The organism is Kocuria sp. ICS0012 (assembly GCF_001665945.1).
Classification (GTDB): domain Bacteria; phylum Actinomycetota; class Actinomycetes; order Actinomycetales; family Micrococcaceae; genus Kocuria; species Kocuria marina.
Genome location: NZ_LZMM01000068.1, coordinates 1 through 1,974, shown reverse-complemented (window position 1 = coordinate 1,974; position 1,974 = coordinate 1). Strand labels below are relative to the sequence as shown.

General features: G+C 54.3%; 2 protein-coding genes. One reads left to right on the top strand and one right to left on the bottom strand.

Annotated features, from left to right (window positions below; all coding sequences use genetic code 11):
- A partial coding sequence (locus A5728_RS14865; RefSeq protein ID WP_369795634.1) for a hypothetical protein occupies positions 1-449 on the top strand: 449 nt, incomplete at its 5' end.
- A gap of 87 nt (positions 450-536) precedes the next feature.
- On the opposite strand, the gene A5728_RS13755 is transcribed toward A5728_RS14865, so the two are convergent.
- A complete protein-coding gene (locus tag A5728_RS13755; RefSeq protein ID WP_197493177.1) occupies positions 537-1,763 on the bottom strand; it encodes an NYN domain-containing protein in 1,227 nt (408 codons plus the stop codon).
- Between the last annotated feature and the right edge of the window lie 211 nt (positions 1,764-1,974).

Below are 1,974 nucleotides of genomic sequence, written 5' to 3'. Positions count from 1 at the left end.
GTGATCATCCTTCCAAGCCGACCCGCGTCAGCCAGCCAGGTTCGGTGTCACCTACCCGTACAGCAGTCCCAACCGCCCGCACCATCAAGGTAGCGGCAGTCCCGGACTGGATCGACTTACCCGGCGCGGCCCAACTCGCCCAAGTCCGCCGTACGGTGACCATGGCCGGGAAAAGACCGTCGAGGTGGATCTACCTGATCACCTTCGCCGATCCAACCAGCGCGCCCCCGAGCGCTCTTGCCACATGGGTTCAAGGTCATAGGAGATCGAAAACAAGTTTGCACTACGCGCCCGATGTGACGTTCGGCGAGAACGACTTCCAGGTACGCACCGAACATGCACCCAGAATCATGGTGCCCCTGTGCAACACTGTCATAAACCTGCTCCACCAGGCCGGCTGGGACAACACCGCCAAAGCCCTACGACATCATGCCCGTGATCCAGAATGAGCCATCACATGCCCACTGACCTGCTGAGACGCGACCATTCCAGCGCCCTGTTCAACCAACTCAAAGACAGGGCGCTAATCAGGACGATTAGTTTTTTAGCCACATCGAGACTTCTTCGAGTTCGTGGTCTGACAAAGGCAATCCCGCATTTTTGCAAAGATCAATTACGTATTCAAACCAAACCGTTCGCAAGCCGTCGACGCTAACACCAAAGTGGAGTTGGACGTGATCAGCTACAAGCGCAGAGATAATCTGTTGTATCTGGTCGGCTGTAACGCGCTTTCCTTCCTCGCGAACTACCTTGCAGACAACTTGAGCCGTTTGATCACTCAGTTCCTCATCGGTAACTGCATCGACGAGCGACTTGAAAACTGAGAGATAGGTTTCCCTGTCGAGGCGCGGAATTCCGGTAACAATGGAAACTCGTTCTACGGCTGACGCCAGATCCTCCCGATTTCTGGGTGTATCACCCTTAGGATGTCGACGTGGATCGCGAATAATTCCTGGCGGCGGTACTGAGGAGAATTCGAGTTCCGGGAAGTGTTGTAGGAAGAATAAGCGAAAACTGCCGGATCCGAACCAGTTGAGTTCCTTGACTCGTGGTTCCACTTGGCGAGCTGCTTGTGCAACCGCCGCACTCGGGAGGGGGTACTCGGAGGCAGCGATTAAAGCGCGCACGGCCCGCGTCACATCTTCTAATGATGTTGAGTCTGAAACCTCTGCTGCTGTCGGGCTGCTGTCCTGATGAATTTGATCAACGTCGAGCGCAGTGGATGGTTGTTGTTGGTCAAGTGTGAGCGACAGCGCCTCCACAGAGTCGAGGTCCGCAGATGAAGGGACACCCGAGGCTAGAGAGAGGACTGAAGATGAAAGGTCGGTAGGCGATACTATTTGATCAGCAACTGCACGGTACGCCGCTGCTGCAGGCCCAGCTGTTACGACTACAGAACGCCTATCGTGCGCGCGCAACCTATGAAGTACTGGTGTGAAGTCCGCGTCTGCTGACATAATAATGAACTCTTCATACTCACACTCATGCCGTAAAGCGTCAATGATGTCGAGTACCATGTGAATGTCCGCGCTGCTTTTGCCTTGCGAAGTAAGCGAGGGGCAGTCTATTGCCTTGAATCCGCTGCGCGTGAATACGGCGCGCGCACTTCCGTAAACTGCAGGGTTAAGGTACAGGTTTTTTACTAAGAATCGTCTCGATTGAGTCAGGCCACCCATGCCCCCTTCGAGCCAATTCACCCACAGTTCCGGCTGGGCGGCGAACAAGTCGGCTGCCTTTCCGTCCAATTTACGTAAGTCGCTCACTATATTATCATAATCGAGAAATAGTACAGATCGAATTGATTCTCCGCTGTCCACTGGTACCCCTTCCTGAGCCTTCTACAAGATTTTAGAATAGATGAAAGGGTCTGCCTAGTGGGTCGTCTTTGAAGTCGTTGAGCGGTTGGGACTGCTGTACGGGTAGGTGACACCGAACCTGGCTGGCTGACGCGGGTCGGCTTGGAAGGATGATCAT